18 protein-coding genes are annotated in these 18,834 nt (G+C 38.2%); 12 read left to right on the top strand and 6 right to left on the bottom strand.

All coding sequences use genetic code 11. The features are described 5' to 3' along the window. Positions 1-10: 10 nt before the first annotated feature. A complete protein-coding gene (locus KHA90_RS20745) occupies positions 11-1,426 on the bottom strand; it encodes an aldehyde dehydrogenase family protein (RefSeq protein WP_213305898.1) in 1,416 nt (471 codons plus the stop codon). A gap of 825 nt (positions 1,427-2,251) precedes the next feature. Between KHA90_RS20745 and KHA90_RS20750 the strand changes: the two genes are divergently transcribed. The 6 genes from KHA90_RS20750 to KHA90_RS25635 all read left to right on the top strand — a co-directional run bounded on the left by KHA90_RS20750 (position 2,252) and on the right by KHA90_RS25635 (position 6,950). Then, entirely contained in the window at positions 2,252-3,247 is a 996-nt protein-coding gene (locus KHA90_RS20750; RefSeq protein ID WP_213305901.1) for an L-histidine N(alpha)-methyltransferase, read from the top strand. Positions 3,248-3,265: 18 nt separating this feature from the next. Continuing rightward, positions 3,266-4,447, top strand: a complete 1,182-nt coding sequence (gene egtB, locus KHA90_RS20755; RefSeq protein WP_213305904.1) for an ergothioneine biosynthesis protein EgtB — start codon at positions 3,266-3,268, stop codon at positions 4,445-4,447. 16 nt (positions 4,448-4,463) lie between these two features. Continuing rightward, positions 4,464-5,387, top strand: coding sequence for an ABC transporter ATP-binding protein (locus KHA90_RS20760; protein ID WP_213305907.1), 924 nt, complete (start codon positions 4,464-4,466; stop codon positions 5,385-5,387). Between the two features lie 86 nt (positions 5,388-5,473). Continuing rightward, positions 5,474-6,034, top strand: coding sequence for an ABC transporter permease (locus KHA90_RS20765; protein ID WP_213305911.1), 561 nt, complete (start codon positions 5,474-5,476; stop codon positions 6,032-6,034). A gap of 89 nt (positions 6,035-6,123) precedes the next feature. Further along, a complete protein-coding gene (locus KHA90_RS20770; RefSeq protein ID WP_213305914.1) occupies positions 6,124-6,675 on the top strand; it encodes a glycine betaine ABC transporter substrate-binding protein in 552 nt (183 codons plus the stop codon). Next, complete coding sequence (locus KHA90_RS25635) at positions 6,675-6,950, top strand: glycine betaine ABC transporter substrate-binding protein (RefSeq protein WP_213305917.1); 276 nt, start codon at positions 6,675-6,677, stop codon at positions 6,948-6,950. The genes KHA90_RS20770 and KHA90_RS25635 overlap by 1 nt, the downstream gene beginning before the upstream one ends. Before the next feature lie 111 nt (positions 6,951-7,061). Here the strand turns inward: KHA90_RS25635 and KHA90_RS25865 are convergent, their stop codons facing one another. Further along, entirely contained in the window at positions 7,062-7,196 is a 135-nt protein-coding gene (locus KHA90_RS25865) for a ribose-5-phosphate isomerase A (protein ID WP_379785379.1), read from the bottom strand. Then, positions 7,196-7,744 carry a ribose-5-phosphate isomerase RpiA gene (rpiA, locus tag KHA90_RS20785; RefSeq protein ID WP_213305923.1) on the bottom strand — a complete coding sequence of 183 codons (549 nt, stop codon included), beginning with the start codon at positions 7,742-7,744 and terminating at the stop codon, positions 7,196-7,198. Before rpiA ends, KHA90_RS25865 begins: the two co-directional genes overlap by 1 nt. A gap of 545 nt (positions 7,745-8,289) precedes the next feature. Between rpiA and KHA90_RS20790 the strand changes: the two genes are divergently transcribed. From KHA90_RS20790 to KHA90_RS20800, 3 genes are all read left to right on the top strand, one after another. Next, positions 8,290-9,648: a mercuric reductase gene (locus tag KHA90_RS20790; protein ID WP_213305926.1), complete on the top strand. Its 1,359-nt coding sequence runs from the start codon at positions 8,290-8,292 to the stop codon at positions 9,646-9,648. Between the two features lie 163 nt (positions 9,649-9,811). Then, positions 9,812-10,243 (top strand): putative quinol monooxygenase, encoded by a 432-nt coding sequence (locus tag KHA90_RS20795; RefSeq protein WP_213305929.1) that lies wholly within the window; start codon positions 9,812-9,814, stop codon positions 10,241-10,243. Positions 10,244-10,316: 73 nt separating this feature from the next. Further along, complete coding sequence (locus KHA90_RS20800) at positions 10,317-10,751, top strand: nuclear transport factor 2 family protein (protein ID WP_213305932.1); 435 nt, start codon at positions 10,317-10,319, stop codon at positions 10,749-10,751. Here KHA90_RS20800 and KHA90_RS20805 read toward each other — a convergent pair. Together KHA90_RS20805 and KHA90_RS20810 are read right to left on the bottom strand one after the other, a co-directional pair. Further along, positions 10,748-11,110 carry a DUF983 domain-containing protein gene (locus KHA90_RS20805; protein ID WP_213305934.1) on the bottom strand — a complete coding sequence of 121 codons (363 nt, stop codon included), beginning with the start codon at positions 11,108-11,110 and terminating at the stop codon, positions 10,748-10,750. The two genes, KHA90_RS20800 and KHA90_RS20805, sit on opposite strands and share 4 nt — an antisense overlap. Positions 11,111-11,132: 22 nt before the next feature. Further along, positions 11,133-12,209 carry an MBL fold metallo-hydrolase gene (locus KHA90_RS20810; RefSeq protein ID WP_213305937.1) on the bottom strand — a complete coding sequence of 359 codons (1,077 nt, stop codon included), beginning with the start codon at positions 12,207-12,209 and terminating at the stop codon, positions 11,133-11,135. A 420-nt stretch (positions 12,210-12,629) separates the two neighbouring features. Here KHA90_RS20810 and KHA90_RS20815 point away from each other — a divergent pair, with 420 nt between their 5' ends. The 3 genes from KHA90_RS20815 (at position 12,630) to KHA90_RS20825 (ending at position 15,750) form a co-directional block, all read left to right on the top strand. Beyond that, positions 12,630-13,355 (top strand): pirin family protein, encoded by a 726-nt coding sequence (locus KHA90_RS20815; RefSeq protein WP_213305951.1) that lies wholly within the window; start codon positions 12,630-12,632, stop codon positions 13,353-13,355. A 182-nt stretch (positions 13,356-13,537) separates the two neighbouring features. Then, the gene (locus KHA90_RS20820) at positions 13,538-14,632 is read left to right on the top strand and encodes an alkene reductase (protein ID WP_213305954.1); all 1,095 of its coding nucleotides are present in this window, start codon (positions 13,538-13,540) and stop codon (positions 14,630-14,632) included. A 341-nt stretch (positions 14,633-14,973) separates the two neighbouring features. Beyond that, positions 14,974-15,750, top strand: a complete 777-nt coding sequence (locus KHA90_RS20825; protein ID WP_244860488.1) for an alpha/beta hydrolase — start codon at positions 14,974-14,976, stop codon at positions 15,748-15,750. A 184-nt stretch (positions 15,751-15,934) separates the two neighbouring features. Here the strand turns inward: KHA90_RS20825 and acnA are convergent, their stop codons facing one another. Beyond that, positions 15,935-18,688: an aconitate hydratase AcnA gene (gene acnA / locus KHA90_RS20830; RefSeq protein ID WP_213305974.1), complete on the bottom strand. Its 2,754-nt coding sequence runs from the start codon at positions 18,686-18,688 to the stop codon at positions 15,935-15,937. Between the last annotated feature and the right edge of the window lie 146 nt (positions 18,689-18,834).

Below are 18,834 nucleotides of genomic sequence, written 5' to 3' on the forward strand. Positions count from 1 at the left end.
TTTTGGTTTATTATAACGCAATGACTTTAGGTTCTACGTATTCTTCAATGCCGTATGACCATGAAGTTCTGCCTATGCCAGATTGTTTAAATCCTCCAAATGGAGATTTTGACTCCCTATTTAAAGCGGTATTAATTAGTACCCGACCTGAGATTACTTTGCGTGCCATCTTTTTCGCCTTTTCTACATCTCCCGAGCTGATATAGGCTGAGAGTCCATAAATTGTATCGTTTGCAATTTCTATGGCTTCATCTTCTGTTTTGTATGTTATAACACAAAGTACAGGACCGAAAATTTCTTCTTTAGCAATGATCATACTCTGATTTACATTCACAAAAACCGTTGGCTTTGCATAGAACCCTCCAAGTCCTTCGGGATGACCCAGTCCTCCTACAAGTATTTCAGCCCCTTGATCCCAGCCAGACTGAATGTAGCGCTGAACAGTATCATATTGTTTTTGGCTTACCATTGGACCAATATAAGACTCGGCATTCCATAAATCACCGATCTTAATATTTTTCACATTTTCTATTATAAGGCTTTTTATTTCTTCCAATTTACTTTCCGGAACTATGATTCTTGTTCCCGCATGGCAGGCTTGTCCGCTGTTGCTGAAACCTATTGCTAAGGCCAACGGTATGGCTTTTTGCAGATCTGCATCTTCCAGTATGATATTAGGGGATTTTCCTCCCAGTTCCAGAGTGACCCTTTTCATAGTTTCTGCAGCTTTGCTTCCTATAACTCTCCCTATCTGAGTAGAGCCTGTAAAGGTTACAACTGCAATATCAGGGTGCGCCGTCATTACAGCCCCAACTACAGGCCCGGTTCCATTGACAATATTAATTACACCATTAGGAACCCCTGCTTGATCAAAACACTCAGTTAGAATCTGTGTCTGGATTGCACTTATTTCACTTGGTTTAATAACAATCGTACAACCTGCTGCAATGGCTGGAGCAAGTTTTCCGCAAATGTGCGTATAATCCGCGTTCCAGGGTGTTATTGCTGCTATAACTCCCAAAGGCTCATTTACAATAGTTGCATATTCCAGCTGTTTTTCAAATTCGAATCCTTCCATGGCAGCTTTGGTATCGAGAAATATCTGTGCCGCATATCTAGTTCTTCCCTTAGTTGCTGAGATTGGAGATCCATATTCTTCCACTGCGGCTTTATTGAGCTCATCTTCATTAGCAAGAATCGCATCATGAAGACGCTGCAGAATTTCGCCGCGTTCCTGTAGTGTAGATTTTGAAAAGGTTACAAAAGCATTTTTTGCAGCTTCTATTGCCTGTTCAGTGTCTACCTGGTCACCTAAGTGCACTAGTCCGATTTTTTCACCAGTTGCAGGATTGAAAAGATCTAAAGTTTCTGTACCGTGCGGTTCTAAAAATGCACCGTCTACGTAGATTTTATCTATTAATTTCATGTTGTATTTTTATTTATTTAACAATGCAAAATTAGATTGAAAATTGTGTTTCAAGTTGACTCAGAAGTCCAAATTAGTTGTCTCTAAGGGGCATCTGCAAACAGGACTCTGCTTAAAAGTATATATGCATCTTATGCTACAAATTTTATAATCTAATTTATGTAATGGTAAAGTTGCATAATTGCTGCTCGTAGAATGTTGGCATCTTTTCCCTAATAGTTAACGATTTTTCCCTTTATACCAAAAAAAGTTTTATTAATTAAAAGTATAGTAGAAGCTTAATGTTTAACAAAATCTCAAATTTCTCATTCCGTTGCAGGAAGTATGAATTTAATGTAGTCAAAATGGCAACTTTAAATTAACGTAAGGATAGATGTTAACAGCCACAGATTCATACGATTATTTCTATAGTTTTAGTAGTTAATCTTTCGCTGATTGCAATTGAACTTTCTGTAATCAGACCTATGATTTTTAATGGTTTAGTTGGAGGTTAGAGAAGGCGCAATTCCAGATTTTTATTCGGAAGTTATGAAAAATATAGCCATTGCAATGATCTGTCCAAGAATGCTTTACTGCTAAAGTATTAAATCTGACCAGTGCTGCTAAAATGTTAATTATATACTATTTTTCAGTTTTGTAAATGCAAAAGCAAAGGAATTACTTCGTAATCGACTCTCAAGAAGGGTATTAAATTTCATTTAAAAAAAAATGATAAATGACCGATAAAACGTATCTTTAATCTTGGCGATATCTTTGCATCGAATTTTTGTAAGAAAAAAACAATTCAGGAAAATAATTTTTGTGTAATCATAAACAATCTGCATTATGGTGTTACAAACTCATAAAGTTTTAAATGGAAATAATGTCAAGGGAAATCCAGCCCTGGAGCAGTTCAGCAAAGATGTCATTCAAGGGCTGCGCGGAACACCAAAAAAACTACAGTCGAAATATTTTTACGATCAGGCGGGTGATGCCCTGTTTCAGAAAATAATGTTCATGCCCGAATATTATATCACAGATTGTGAGATGGATATATTTAAAAATAAAACCCATGATATTGCTGATCTAATAATGGAAGATGGAGCATCGTTTGATCTTATAGAACTCGGGGCGGGAGATGCTACTAAATCTTCCCATCTTTTAGAATATCTTTTAACTCTAAAAGCTGATTTCACTTATATGCCTATTGATATATCAAAAAACATCCTTTCCTATTTGGATAATAAGCTAGGGAATAATTTTCCGCAGCTGGATGTAATTGGTTATGAGGGTGAATATTTTGATATGCTTTCCTTAGCTGTTTGTTCCTCTCCCAAAAGGAAAGTCATTTTGTTTTTAGGAAGTAATATCGGGAATATGGAAAAAGAGGAAGCATATGCTTTTTGCCATACCCTTAGGAATTACCTCCAGCCTGGAGATATTGTCCTGATGGGGTTTGATCTTAAAAAAGATCCACAAGTTATACTGGATGCCTACAATGACAAAGCAGGAATCACTGCAGCATTTAATCTCAATTTGCTTTCGCGCATAAATCGCGAGCTCAATGCGGATTTTATAATTGAAAATTTCACGCATTACCAGACCTATGATCCTATAGAGGGAGCATGCAGAAGTTATCTGATCAGTTCTGAAAAATCAATTGTAACGGTTAGCGGGGAGCCTGTTCATTTTACAAAAGATGAGCCTATTTTTATGGAACTTTCGCAAAAATATTCATTGGGCGAATGTGAGCTGCTAGCCAGGAATTCAGGTTTTACTTCACTAAACTATATAATGGATTCTAAATCATGGTTCACAGATGCGGTATGGCTGGCGGTCTGATCATTAAAAATATATTTTATGCAACAATACACAGCAAAATTGAACCCAGAGGGATTAAAAAGTAAATATAAAGAAGTCAGACAACACTCTCAGACAATATGTAAACCGTTGGAAGTTGAGGATTATGTTGTTCAGCCCGTGGTAGACATCAGCCCTCCCAAATGGCATTTAGGTCATACTACATGGTTCTTTGAAACATTCATCCTCAAGCCATACAGTAGCGGATATGTTGCGTTTAATGAGCAATATGACTATGTGTTTAACAGCTATTATGAAAGTTTAGGTGCTCGGGTAGTCCGAACCGACCGGGGTAATTTAAGCAGGCCTTCCGTCACGGATATCTATCAATACAGAGCCTATGTAGATCGACATATGGACTCTTTTCTTAAGAGTGCTCTTCTGCCGCTTGATGTTATCACTGTACTGGAGCTTGGACTAAACCATGAGCAGCAACATCAGGAATTGCTCTACAGCGATATAAAGTACATACTGGGACATAATCCGCTTTTTCCGGTCTACCAGCCCGATACTGTATTCATAGAAAGGAATAAAACAAATACTGAATTTATTAAGGTGCAGGGTGGGATTTATGAGATAGGGTTTAAGGGTGAGGGATTCTGTTTTGATAATGAACTAAACAGACACAAAATATATCTGGAAGATTACCAAATTGCTGTTGAGACTGTTACAAATCAGGATTATCTTTTATTTATGCTTGATGGAGGATATACCAATTTCAAATACTGGCATTCAGAGGGATGGGAATGGGTAAGACAAAGTGGCGCGAGAGCTCCGCTATACTGGCATTATATCGATCAAAAGTGGATGAATTACACTTTAAGCGGACTGCATGAAATTGATCCTGCTAAGTCTGTATGCCATGTTAATTTTTATGAGGCAGCAGCGTACGCTGCATGGAAAGGTATGCGTCTTCCCACTGAAGCAGAATGGGAAGTGGCCTCATCAGAAATTAACTGGGGAGAACGATGGGAATGGACAAATAGTGCCTATCTTCCATATCCCGGGTTTAAGAAAGCAGATGGCGCTATCGGAGAGTATAACGGAAAGTTTATGATCAACCAAACGGTACTTCGTGGCGCTTCGGTTGCCACTCCCAAGGGGCATAGCCGCAATACGTACCGAAATTTTTTTCATCCTCATCACAAATGGCAGTTTATGGGCATACGTCTTGCCAGATAATTAATATAATTTTTATATGATAAGTTTAAAGGGGGTTTCTAAGAATTTTGGCGAAATTAAAGCTGTCGATTCTATATCCATCGATGCATATGATAAAGAAATCCTGGTTCTGCTTGGAATAAGCGGTTGTGGCAAAACCACAACCCTTAAAATGATAAACAGACTTATTGAAACAGACGGTGGCACTATTACTATTGATGGCAAAAATATTAGAAGTGGTAGACCGGAAGACCTTCGTAAATCTATCGGCTTTGTAATGCAGCACGCAGGCTTATTTCCACATTACACCATTAAAAAAAATATAGCTATTGTTCCAGATCTTTTGGGATGGAACACAAAAAGGATTCATGACAGGACACAGGAGCTGATGCAAAAACTGCGCCTTGATCCATCATTGTTGAATCATTATCCCCATGAACTCAGCGGAGGGCAGCAGCAGCGAGTAGGAATAGCCAGGGCTATAATTGCCAATGCGCCCATACTTTTGATGGACGAACCATTTGGTGCGTTGGATGCCATTACAAAATCAGCAATTCACAGTGAGTTTAAAAATCTTGATGAGCTTCAAAACAAAACTATAATTTTAGTGACACATGATATTATGGAAGCCTTTGAACTAGGACATAGAATTTGTCTTATGGATAAAGGACACATTGTTCAGATAGGCACTCCAAGGGAGATGCTGTATAACCCTGCCAATAATTTTGTGAAAGATTTTTTTGCCCACAATCGTTTACTATTAGAATATAAAATTGCGGATGTTACAGATGTAATTGTTTTTATAAAAGAGCCCCTCTCAGTGGCGGCGCAAGACCAATTAAGCAAGTCTGTAACAGTATTGCAGGCTCTTGAGATTTTTGGTTCGGACAATAAATTTAACAAAGATTATGAGCTGCTTTCGCAGGCTTTTAATCATTACAGAAAATTAAAAAAGGCATGACATAACAACAAAACCTTTGGCAATTTATACTGGAACATCATCAAAAGCTCCTAATTCAGGTTGGGCAGCACCTTTGGCTTACCTTTATGTCACTTTTGTTGGCCATTGCCATAGGAGTTCCTTTAGGAGTGCTTATTGCAAGAAAAAGGGGGCTGGCAAGACCCTTGCTGGGTACTGCCGGTGTCTTGCAGACTGTTCCCAGCATTGCGCTATTGGGCTTTATGATACCAGTTTTTGGTATTGGTGCTACTCCGGCAATTGTGGCGCTGCTTATTTATGCACTGCTGCCTATACTGCGTAATACCTACACCGGAATAACAGAGGTAAATCCTGTCGTTACAGAAGCCGGCAAAGCTATGGGAATGAATAATAACCAATTGCTTTTTAAAGTCGAACTCCCCCTAGCTTTGCCATTTATTGTAGCAGGCATTCGTACTGCAGCGGTTATCAATGTTGGTGTTGCAACACTTGCTTCCTTTGTTGCCGCCGGAGGTCTTGGTGAATTTATTTTCGGAGGCATCTCCCTAAACAACAGCAACATGATTCTGGCCGGTGCAATACCTGCCGCATTACTAGCTATAGCTGTGGGCATGGCTATCGGTTATTTCCAAAAGTCGGCAATTGAGTCACTGCGCAAAGGGATGTAATTTCAGGCATAGTTATCGTTTTTGGTCTGTATTTTCTCTTTGAGCCCAAAACGCAAAACAAGCTTACTGCAGGATTTACCCCTGAATTTATGGGGCGTCAGGATGGTGATCTTGGGCTGAGATCTGTCTATAACCTAAAAATGAATCCACTGGTGGTCTCTGATGCTATAATGTATGATGCAGCTTTTAAAGGCAAGCTTGATGTTATTAGCGGTTATTCGACTGACGGGAGAATTAATGCATTCAGCCTGGTTGTATTAAAAGACGATAAAAAAATATTTCCGCCTTATTATGCAGCTCCAATAATCAAAAGTAAAACTCTGGAAAAATTTCCGGGACTTGAACAGACCCTAAATCTGCTTGCCGGTAAGATTAATGACAGTATTATGACCAAACTGAATTATAAAACAGAGATGCTTCATCAAACACCTGAAAAGGTAGCAGAAGATTTTTTGCTTTCCCAGGGACTTTATAAAAAACCAAGAAGTGGTATTCGGGGAACTGTGCGTATTGGATCCAAGATTTTTGGCGAGCAGTATATATTGGCGCAGCTATATCGAATGCTAATCGAGGGTTTTACAGATTATAAGGTCGTTACCAAAACGGGGCTAGGCGGGACAAAGATCTGCTTTGATGCCTGATGAGCGACGCAATTGATTTTTATCCCGAGTATACCGGGACGGGACTTTTAGTACTGCTTAAGCCTTCAGCCCAATTAGTTGAAAAATTATCTAAAGATGAGATCAAAACTTATAACTATGTCCAGGCAGAGTTTCAAAAACAATATGCACTGCAGTGGCTGAAACCCATTGGCTTTAACAATACTTATGCGCTGATGATGCGAAAAAAACAAGCCCAGGAACTCAATATTACCACAATTTCTGGACTCAAAAAATACATTGATGAAAATCCTTAGCAGCAATTCTCTTTGATACTGCTATTTTTGTCCCTCTACTGTCAAGCCACATAGATAAAGAATAATTATTATCGAACAAAGAAGAGCTTGATAATTTGCTGATTTCAAACTTTAGCTGCTCTTAAATGTAATAGTTGAATCATTGGTGCCCATAATTACCTTTTTAGCCAGATTAATAAATAAACCATGTCCCACAATCCCATCAATCTGATTTAGTTTATCAGAGAGCATAACAGGATTGTCTATTAATCAAAATCAGCATCAATTATATAATTTGCCTGATCGGTCAGAAATGGAATGTTTGAACTTTTTCGTATCTCTGAGGATCCATTTAAAGATTGAATTTCTTTCATAACGTTTTCACATGCAGAACAGCTAACCTCAATGGGGAGCTTAAATTTTCCAAGGGTATCTACCTTTTTTGAAGAATCAGCAATAATTATCAAAAGTGTAGTTATTGAGGCAACCATTTTTTCCTGAAATAAAGCACCGCCGCCACCTTTAATTAATGTCAAATCTTCGGTGAACTCATCCGTACCATCTATCGTTATATCAATTGAACTGACTGACTCAATGTCAAGCAAAGGAATATTTAACGATGCTGCGAGATGCCTGGTTTTGCTGGATGTTGGTACGGCCTTGATTTTTAGGCCAGTATTGATCAGTTTACCAATTTCAATTATTGCATAATAAGCGGTGGAACCTGTCCCCAGTCCGATTATTTGATTATCTGTTATAAACTTAACAGCTTCTTTAGCGGCAAGCTGCTTTTCCATTTCTAAATCTGTTCTCATTTCCCTGCTAGTTTAAAAGTAATCTTACTACTCACTGCATTATATAAAATCAATCTCCACAGTATTAGATTTCTAAATTTAAGAAGAATTGCATATTTGAATACTATTTAAGCCTCCTTACTAAAAAATGCTTTTTAGATAGCATAATCCGCCCTGTTGGAAATGCAATATAAAGATCGTGTCGTTTAATTAAAAATAAAAAAAATAAACGATAAATTTAAAAGTCCGGAGAAAATTTAGTTTAAGCAGCACTTTTATTGCTGTTGAGTTAATTTAGAAAAAAGGTTAACAGCTTTGGAAAATCTGTCTAACTTTTTTCATTTTTATCTCTGCAAATTTGAATTCAGTATTGATCGTACCAATAAAATAAGCTTTTAAACGTAAAAATTCTTAATTTAGTGGAAACAGGTATAATGGTGATCTTCTATTATAATTAAATGCATTTTTTCATCCCAGCCTTGCCGTACTGTTTATTTGAGACTTAAGGTTATTGGCTGTCAAAGCAATTACTCATACCAATTTTAACTATTAAAAATTAGATTATTATGGAAAACTTTGATTACATAGTCATAGGCAGCGGACAAGCAGGTATTCCTTTGGTGTTCAGCTTAGCAAAACAAGGCAAAGTTGCTCTTGTTGAAAAGAGCTTTTTAGGGGGAACCTGTGTTAATAATGGGTGCACTCCAACTAAAGCATATGTCGCCAGTGCACGAAGGATGTGGGATGCTTTGCATGGCGATGAGCTGGGCATTGAGATTCCTTGCGGAGCGAAGGCCAATCTCGAAAAAATAAAAGCAAGGAAAGACAAACTTGTTCACGAATCGCGATCCGGTATTGAAAAGGGCATCAGTAATAATGAACAAATTACTTTGTATAGAGGCGAAGCTCATTTTTTGAGTAATTATCAGGTACAAGTAGGAGAAACAATCCTGACGGCAAAAAATATATTTATCAATGTAGGGGCAAGGGCAGTAGTTCCAAGTGAATATCAGGATATTCCCTTCTATACAAATGAAAATATTTTGGAACTAACCGATCTTCCCGAACATTTGATAATTGTCGGAGGAAGTTACATCGGTTTAGAATTTGGTCAAATGTTCAGCAGGTTTGGCAGTAAAGTCACTATCGTAGAGCGTAATGGAAAATTGATTAACAGAGAAGATCAAACAGTGAGTGATGCAGTAGCTGAAATAATGAGCTCAGATGGTGTAAATCTTCTTTTTAATGCAGTAGATATTAAAGTAAAAGGCAGTGCAGGAGAAATATCTCTCACAGTGGATGGCAGTGAAATTAAGGGATCTCATCTGTTGCTGGCTATTGGTCGCTCTCCAAATACTGATACCTTGCAATTGGGGAATACCAGTATTGAGGTCAATAACAAAAATTATATAAAAGTCAACGATTATTGCCAGACAAATGTAGAGGGTGTTTTCGCAATTGGGGACTGTAATGGAGAAGGGGCTTTTACCCATACCTCTTACAACGATTTTCAAATTGTAGAAAGCTTTTTATTGAAAGAGAATAAACGGAAGATTAGCGACAGGATTTCTACTTACGGGTTATTTATTGACCCGCCATTAGGAAGAATAGGGATGACCAAGAAAGAAGCTATTGATAAAGGATACGAAGTTCTGGTGGCCTATCGTCCCATGTCAAAGATAAGCCGTGCGAAAGAGAAAGGGGAAACCCTGGGTTTCATGGAGGCAGTAATTGATGCCAAAACAAATCTGTTTTTGGGAGCTTGCATTATTGGGGTTGGCGGAGATGAAATTATCAATGGAATAACCAATTTAATGTATGCTAAGAAACCTTATACTATGCTTCGCGATTCTGTTCATATTCATCCTACTGTAAGTGAACTTATTCCAACAATGTTGGAAAATTTAAAACCTATTGATAAATAGCAAGTATTTTGCTTCATAATTTTGAGCGATTTTTACGGCAAGTTTATTGGTTTTTATCAGTCAATGCTACCATAGAATTGAGATATATCAATTGATTTCTTATTATATATCAAGTTAAATAAAGAAGTGACGATGTAATTTTGTATTGTAAAAAAATAAAAACATGACAAATTTCACAAACATCATTTTTGGTTTCAAAAAAACCGCAATGGCAGTATCGATGCTTTTTTTATTTCAAATCAGTATGCAGGCTCAACAAGCAAAGGGGAAGCCAGAAATAACTAAAGATCAGTTAGTACTAAGTATAAAATTTAAAACGACTCCTGAAAATGCCGCAAAATTTAAATCTGTCTTAACTAACCTTTTTGACACTATAAGCCACGAGAAAAATTTCGTAGAAGCGACCCTGCATCAGGAATTGGGAAAACCGGAAGAGTTTTTAGTGTATGAGGTATGGAATGACAATATCGATCACTTTTTGAATGTACAGATGAAAAGCCCATATGCTGTAGAATATGAAAAGGTTTTAAAAGAAATGAATGTAGAACGTTCTCCAGCAGCATATACTGCCTTTGGCCATTGGACAAAAAAATAAAAAAGCTTAAATTTTTATACCTCAGTGCAGTTAAAAAGCGCTGAGGTATAAATCTAAATTATCTACAATAAAAATGGGCACATTTAAAACTCCAAAAGAACTGCTTTTAAGCTATTTGGAAAACATCAATAATCCAGAGATTGCAATAGAGTTATTTGCTGATGATGCAGCTATCGAACTTCCCTATCTCAACAGTCTTGGAATGCCATGGCAATGGCAGGGAAGGGATGCAATATATAATTTTTTAAAGGATGTTCCTGAAATATTTCCCGGCTTTGAATTTCAAAATATAAGAATACTTATTGACACTCCAGATCAGACATTTGGAGAATATGATGTTCGCTGCACTACAGCTGCAACTGGCCTCCCATACCATCAGGCTTATATGGGCAGGCTTGAAGCAGTAAATGGTAAGATAAAATTACTCCGTGAGGCTTTGGATATGGTGGAGGTTGCGAAAAGCTTCTTTCCTCAAGCCGCGGCTAACCTGCCCTTGAAATTACACTAAAGGGAATAATCCTTAAAAATATAAATCCAGATCATCCTCGATAAACGGATGTTTAAAAAACAGAGAAGGATTATTACCGCAGCAATTATAGGAAGGATCCGTGCATCAAAGGTTTCTTTAAAGAACTGATGTGCTATAGCATATGTTATCAAAGATTCAGCAACCGTCAAGCCGTAATTTATAAACATAGCACCAAAAAAATATCCAGGCTCTTTCTCGAAGGTGTAACCACAATTGCTGTAGTGATCATACATTTTAGGGAACCCCATGCTGAAATAAAAGCTTTTATCTTTAAATACTTTGCCTTTATAGCAATTAGGACAATCATTTTTCAATATGTGAACTATTTCTTTTAGCATGATATACTTTTTAAGGTTTGATTTATTTTGGCATATTCATGGAAACTCCCGATTCGCGCACAAAGGAAAGCAGTTTTCTTGCATGGCTGTAAGTCCAGACATCCGATCCTGAGAGTTTGTCTTTCCATTTTAATTCTACTTTATCGGAAGCATATTTTGCTACAGCGTCAAAGTAGGTCTCCATCATTAGATTGATATTGGACGTGTTTACTTTGGAGACGGTGCTGCCGAAATCAACTTTAGCAAAACCTTCCTGCAGTGCTGAAATGATATCATTTATATAATTCATATTATCAGTTATATCCTGTTTTGTGCCGAGTCTTGACCAGTGACCTGCTACAAGTGTATCAAAATCAAGATTTAGTAGGAATTTATGCAGTTCCAGGTATCCATCAATATTCTGTGCATAGGCTACCTGTTCGAATGGGACCCATCCTGGAAATATGATATCAACAGCCATAACAATCTTTTCCTTAGGAAGAAAAATGATTAAATCATCGGCACTATGAGCTGACTGATGAGTGTGCAGAATTTTAATTATCCTATTGCCCGCATTAAGTGTAAAACTGTCTTTAAATACTTTTGTCGGCTGGGGAACCGGCTTGCCTCCTACAAAAGCCCCAAAAGGAATCTGACTTTTGCCTTCATTATGTTTTTTTAATTCATCTGCAGATGTAGTACTGGAAATATACTGTGCGGTTGCAGGATACAATGATGCCGATCCAATATGATCGGGATGACTGTGTGAATAAATAACATATTTTACTGGCTGGTCAGTAACTTCTTTTATGGCAAGCAATATGTTATTTCCAATGGAAGGGGGTGCGTCAACCGCAACCACGCCATCGCTTGTAACAATGAACATCATTTGGTAAATTCCGTCTGTAACATAATATACTTTGTCCTTTATTTCGGAAACAAGGTAGCCTTTGGCCGGATCAATTTTTACCGATGAATTATTTAGTACCGGTAAAGCAACCGGTTTATCTGCCCTTACATTTATCTGTGCTGTCGCTATATTAATAATAAATAGTAAAAAAAATGATAAGGATTGATTCACATTGATGTTTTTAATTCTTGTGTGAAATAGAGTGGTCATAGCTTAAAATTTAGAACTGCTTTTAGTTTGGCAGTATGTTTATATTAAGTGTAAAATTGCGAATTGGCTTTAAATTCGCAGTAGTCATCTTTTCCTTAATTGTTAACTATTTTTCCCATCCTAAAAACTTCAGGTAAGCATACCAATTAAATATTTGTGGGTGATAAATCGGATCACTGTAATAAGCCGTTGGAATTTTAAATTATGGAATGACTTTCTATGCTGGTATTTATAGCATTGAGGTCCAAAATCTTGATCTAGATCAATTTATTTATTATCATAAATCAATGTGGAAAGACCAAGTTTTAGCTGAATTTTGTACTCAACATTAAACCAATAAGACTTTAAAATTTTCTTTAGAAATAATAAATACTTACAAAGGAAATATTTAGTCTATTGAACAACATTAATTAAAAAAGTATGGACAATTCAAAAACAATATTTTTAGCTGGATCCGAGAGGGGAATTTATGGAAATGAGTTCTTTAGGATTCAGTCGGTTATGAGTAACGGCACACCTGGAACAGGAAGACCAGACAATTTTGGACCTTTAGTGGTATTTAACGATGATATTGTAAGTCCAGAAGGCTTTCTAGGACTTCATCCTCATCAAAATATTGAAGTTATCGCTATCGTACTCGAAGGAAGTGAGTTTCAAAAAGATGACAAAGGAGCCGAAGCAGAGCTAACAGCAGATGATGTTCAATTAATCAGCAGCGGAACAGGAATAAGGCATTCCGCAGGGAACCCATCAGACATAAAGTTTGCCCGCAATCTCCAAATATGGATTGAGCCCAGGGAAAAAAATACTACGCCCAATATACAGACAAAGACTGCATCTGATAAGCTGAAGAGAAATGAATGGATACTACAGATTTCGCCGGATGGTGCAAAAGAGTCGCTTATTGTGCTGCAGGATGCATGGCTGTCTAAAGGCAGGTTTGATGCTAAAACAAAACCTGAGTATAATTTATTCAGCCACGGCCACGGTGTTATGGTATATCTTATTGATGGAAAGTTAGAAGTGAACGGTATTGTGCTCGAATCCCACGACACAGTACTATTTTTTGAAACTGAGAAGCTTTTATTTCATATCATCGAAGATGCACATATTCAATTAATCGAAACGACCGTAAAGAAAGGATAATGTTAATGTATCGCAAAGATGCATGTAGTTTTCATTATTGAGACAATCCATTCAGCTTTCAAAATAATTACAAGTTTGCTTTTTTACTAAGGATAATCATAATTCAACTGTATTTAAATGCAGCTGACTCCGTCGTAGAGCTAAAACTCGAGAGATATAATAAAAAATAAAATAAACGTATAATGGACAACAAATTATTTTCCGATTACACACTAGGTGATCTATTTTTAAAAAACCGTATAGTTATGGCTCCTATGACAAGGGGGCGGGCCACAAATCCTGAACTTCTTGCCAATGATTTAATGGTTACTTATTATAAGCAGAGGGCATCCGCAGGCTTGATTATTACTGAAGGAACATGGATCAGCCCGGATGCAATAGGATACATTAATGTTCCTGGAATCTACAATGATAAGCAGACCCAAGCTTGGAAACCGGTGGTTGAGGCCGTGCATAAAGAAGGTGGAAGAATATTTCTGCAGATTTCGCATGTTGGGGCTGTATCTCATCAGGATCATCTGAATGGGAAACTTCCTTTGGGGCCTTCTGCTATCAATCCTGGGGAAAAGACTTATACGTTAGACGGTTTTAAGGATACACCCGTACCTCGCGAAATGACGGTAGAAGATATTAAAGGAATTGTTGAAGATTTTCGACTGGCTAGTCTTAATGCAAAAAAAGCGGGCTTCGATGGTGTTGAAATTCATGGCGGCTATTTATATCTTCTACCCGAATTTCTGAGCTCCGCTACAAATAAGCGAACGGATACTTACGGGGGATCTCCTGAGAACAGAAGTCGTATTGTACTTGAAATTATAGAAGCGGTAACAAGTGTATGGGGAAAGGGAAGGGTAGGATTGAAGATCAGTCCTGCAACAAGTTCTGGCACATTAAAGCCTAATGCCGATACAGAGCCAACATTTAGGTATTTAGCTGAGGCTTTAAATCAGTATGATCTTGCTTATCTTCACGTATGGGGCCCTGTGGGATCAGTTGCAGGAACGCATGCGGAGGCATTTGAGGATGTTGCTTCTTATTTTCGTCCACTATTTAAAGGTACGTTAATGATTGGTGGAGGTTTTGATTCTAAATCTGGTGATGCTCTGCTGCGCAGCGATAATGCCAATCTTATAGCCTACGGCATGCCATTTATTGCTAATCCAGATCTAGTTGAAAGATATCGAACGGGAGCTGATATAGCAGTTCCAAATAGTGAATTTCTTTACACTGGAGCGGCTGCAGGCTATACCGACTATCCTTTAGCTGGAGAACAATAGTCAGGTAATAGAAAATTGAATCTAATGCAGCTATTTGATTTATAATTAGCTGTTAACTTGACCGTGCAGCTTTGGATACTTTAATATAAAACTCTCAATACTTTTTGAGAGTTTTTTTTTGGATAGAACCAATTTAGTAGCCATTTTTTTTATACATCAAATTATTTGGGCATAATTTTTTTTGTAAAATAAAAAATTAATCACGATAAATGTGAAAATAATATCAACAGGAAAAATGGTTAACATTTAAGGAATATATGCCTAACACTGCCTGAGGTATGAGTCGCAACTTTGCAGAGTCAACATTGACAAAAAGAATTTAACAATAAAAACATATGAAAATGATTCTATTTAAATCTGTAAAAAGTTTGATTGCAGTTGCAATCTGGACTTTGAGTTTCTCGGCGGTTCAAGAAGTTGCGGCCCAGGTGGTGGTAAGTAAAAATATACTTCTGGTACACGGTGCCTTTGCTGATGGATCGGGCTATAAGAGTATATATGAAATTCTGAGCAAAAAAGGATATAACGTCAGAATTGCACAGCTGCCCCTGACCGGGCTTGCTGATGATGTTGCGGCTGTTCAAAGAGTATTGGATAAGCTGGAAGGACCTGTGGTCTTAGTTGGACATTCATGGTCAGGTGTTGTGATCTCAGAGGCAGGTATCGATCCAAAAGTTGTCAGCCTTGTCTTTATTGCAGCTTTTTTGCCTGACGTTGGAGAGAGTGCTGCAACGTGGGCATCGACTTATCCTCCGGCACCAGAAAATGGGATTATCGGCCCGGATAAACAGGGTTATCTGTGGTATGACAAAGCAAAATACCATGCGGGGTTTGCGGCTGATGTAAGCCAGAAAGAAAGTGATTTTATGGAGGCATCACAGGTTCCTATAATTGCATCATCATTCGGAACTGTTCTTTCTAACGCAGCATGGAAAACAAAACCCAGCTTTGCTGTGGTGACACTGCAGGATAAAAACATTCATCCTGATCTACAAAGAAAAATGTATAAAAGGGCAAACAGCAAAATTATTGAGATTCAGTCAAGTCATGTGGTTTATATGTCTCATGCACCTGAGGTTTCAAATCTAATAATTGAAGCTTCAAAAGTTAAAAAATAAAGAGCTCCATATTAGATAGTAATGAATCTATTGACTCAGTAGGCAAGGATTGTTATGTTTAAATTTTTGTTCAAAAAACAGAAATATCATAAAAAAATCAAATTTTCCTCGCCTTGGATCAGTAGATCCATTTTATTTTGGAAGGAAAATTTGATTCTCAGTTTATCTGTCTTTGAAATAAACATCATGCTTTTTGAAGAAACTGTCTCAGTACATATTGCAGGATACCATCATTTCGATAATATTCGATTTCTATTTTAGAATCCAGTCTTGCTATGACTGTAAAATTAATGATCTCTGCATTGTCTTTTTCTGCGGTAATTGAAAGTTCTTTTAAAGGGCTGATATCATCCTGAATTCCTGTTATGCTAAAAATTTCCCTGCCGGTCAGTCCAAGGCTTTTTGCATTTTGGCCACTTTTATACTGTAAAGGCAAAACACCCATACCTACCAGATTGCTTCTGTGAATTCTCTCGTAACTCTCAGCCAGGACTGCCTTAACGCCAAGCAGGAAGGTACCTTTTGCAGCCCAGTCTCTGGATGATCCGCTGCCATATTCTTTTCCGGCAAGTATAATCAAAGGAGTTTTTGATTCTTTGTATTTGACAGAAGCTTCATAAATACTCATTTCTTCTCCTGTTGGAAGGTAAGGTGTAAATCCTCCTTCTTTTTCTGCTATTGCATTTTTTATGCGCACATTGGCAAATGTACCTCTGACCATGACCTGATCATGACCGCGTCGTGAGCCGTAGGAATTAAAATCAATTTTTTCCACACCTCTTGCCAGAAGGTACTTTCCCGATGCGGAATTTTCTTTAAATGATCCCGCAGGAGAGATATGATCTGTTGTTATACTGTCTCCAAGAACCAGCAGTGCCCGGGCATTGCTGATATTCTGTATTGGATTTGGTTTTTCAGGAAGATCTTTAAAAAAAGGAGCTTCTTTAATGTATGTTGAATCATCATTCCAGAGATATAATTTTTGCTCTGGCACTACTAATTTCTGCCATGTTTGATTTCCTTCAAAAATAGATGCATAGCTCTCGGAAAACTCTTTAGCCGAAAGAACTTCACTTAGCACCTTTTTGATTTCATCATTTGAGGGCCATAAATCTTTAAGGTACACTGGAAGCAGATTGGCATCATAGCTGACCGGCTCGTTGATTAGGTCTATATCGACACGTCCTGCAAGGGCAAAAATAACCACAAGCATCGGCGACATTAAAAAGTTCATTCTGATCTGTGGATGTATTCTGGCTTCGAAATTTCTGTTGCCTGATAAAACTGATGCAAGAACGAGATCGTGTTCCTCTACTGCCTTGGCAATATGAGCAGGCAGGGGACCGGAATTTCCTATACAGGAGGTGCAGCCATATCCAACAACATGAAATTTCAGCGCTTCAAGATCTGCCAGCAGATCTGCTTTTATCAAGTAATCTGTTACTACCTTTGAACCTGGTGCAAGTGAAGTTTTTACCCATGGTTTAACATTAAGCCCTCTTTCTCTGGCTTTTTTCGCCACCAGGCCCGCGCCAATCATAACAAAAGGATTAGAGGTATTCGTACAGGAGGTAATAGCAGCTATAGCCACTGCTCCATCGGAGAGTATAAACTGTTCGGAGCCTAAAGTAACAGCTACGCTTTTTTCGCCATTTTCTATCTTTTCTTCAATTTTCGCATGGGCAGGAATTGGAATCTCACCCTGGATTGGCTGTGAACCGCCCTCCCCAAACCATCGTGAAATCTGTTTTTGCTGTTTAGAATATTTTCGGTTAAAATTCTTGTCCATAAGATCAGCGTAAGAATTTTCAAGGTTTCTTAGGAGAATTTTATCCTGTGGCCTTTTTGGACCGGCAATGGTGGGCTCCACTGCAGAGAGATCAAGTTCAAGAACATCTGTATAGGTTATGGATTCATCACCCGTACGCCAGAGCAGGTTTGCTTTGCAATATTCCTCTACCAGATTAACCTGCTCCTCAGAACGGTTGCTAAGGCGCATATATTCCAGTGTTTTGTCATCGATAGGGAAATAGGTTACCGTGCAGCCAAACTCCGGGGACATGTTCCCAATGGTAGCACGGTCCGGTACACTTAAACTGTCTAGTCCCGGTCCAAATACTTCGACAAACTTGCCTACAACTCCGTATTTTCGAAGCAGCTCTGCAATAGTAAGCACCATATCGGTTGAAGTCGATCCCAGCGGTATTTTACCAGTCAGTCTCAGTCCTATTACTTCAGGCATTATAAAATAAATGGGCTGTCCTAATATCGCCGCTTCAGCCTCAATACCGCCAACACCCCATGCTATAACCCCAATACCATTTACCATAGGAGTGTGACTGTCTGTTCCAACTAAGGTATCGGGAAAAACTTCACCATTTCGCTCAATTACTCCCTTGGAAAGATATTCCAGATTCACCTGATGGCAGATTCCCATTCCCGGCGGCACTACGCTGAAGTTGCTGAAAGACTGCTGCGCCCATTTTAAAAATTCATAGCGCTCGGAGTTCCTTTTATATTCTTGCTCCATATTGCGTGAATAGGAATATTCTGTCCCAAAATAGTCAACCTGAACCGAGTGGTCAATGACAAGGTCTACTGGTATAAGCGGATTAATTTCATCAGGATTTTTACCTCTTCGGGCTACTTCTGCTCTTAGTGAAGCTATGTCGACCACGGCTGGAACACCCGTAAAATCCTGCATCAGAACACGCGCGGGTTTAAAAGGGATATCTTTATCGGAAGGCTCAGGTTTCCATCCCAGAAGTGTTTCAATATTTTCCCTAGTAATGGCAAAATCATCAAAATTTCGCAATCCATTCTCCAATAGAATTCGAATGGAGAATGGCATTTTTTTTATATTGAATCCTTGATTCTCCATTTCCTGAAGGCTGTAGTATGAAAAAGTGCCGCTTTTTGTAGTGAGCAGTCTTTTAATTTGATAAATGTCGTTTTGCTGCAAATTCTGGCAAAAGTGAGCATACCATTCCGGTAAAAGAGATCAGTTGATTCCGGTTTAAAGTGACCACCCTATTCTTGTAAAAGAGATCAGTTGGTTCCGGTTCAAAGTGACCACCTCAAAAA

Origin of the sequence: Flavobacterium psychroterrae (assembly GCF_018380615.1) — a bacterium.
In the GTDB taxonomy this organism is placed as follows: domain Bacteria; phylum Bacteroidota; class Bacteroidia; order Flavobacteriales; family Flavobacteriaceae; genus Flavobacterium; species Flavobacterium psychroterrae.